Origin of the sequence: Nocardioides sp. CPCC 206348, assembly GCF_048654705.1 — a bacterium.
In the GTDB taxonomy this organism is placed as follows: Bacteria; Actinomycetota; Actinomycetes; order Propionibacteriales; family Nocardioidaceae; genus Nocardioides.
The window spans coordinates 643-854 of the sequence record NZ_JBMCZA010000188.1; the positions used below are offsets into that span (position 1 = coordinate 643).

Annotated in this window: 1 protein-coding gene; it reads left to right on the top strand. The window is 69.8% G+C overall.

Going from position 1 to position 212, the window contains the following annotated elements:
• Positions 1–212, top strand: a 212-nt coding sequence (locus tag ACOADB_RS15465; RefSeq protein WP_378600304.1) for a PQQ-dependent sugar dehydrogenase, incomplete at both ends; no start/stop codon positions are given.

Below are 212 nucleotides of genomic sequence, written 5' to 3' on the forward strand. Positions count from 1 at the left end.
CACCAGCGCGGGCAGCACGCCCGACGGCCGGGTCTTCGTCACCGAGAAGAGTGGACGGGTCCTGGTCGTCGAGCCCACGGGCGACGACGGATGGTCGCTTCCACGCGAGGTGCTCGACCTGCAGGACGACGTGCTCAACCAGGGTGACGCCGGGATGACCGGACTGGCCGTGGCCCCCGACTTCGCCGCCAACGGCTACGTCTACGTCAGCT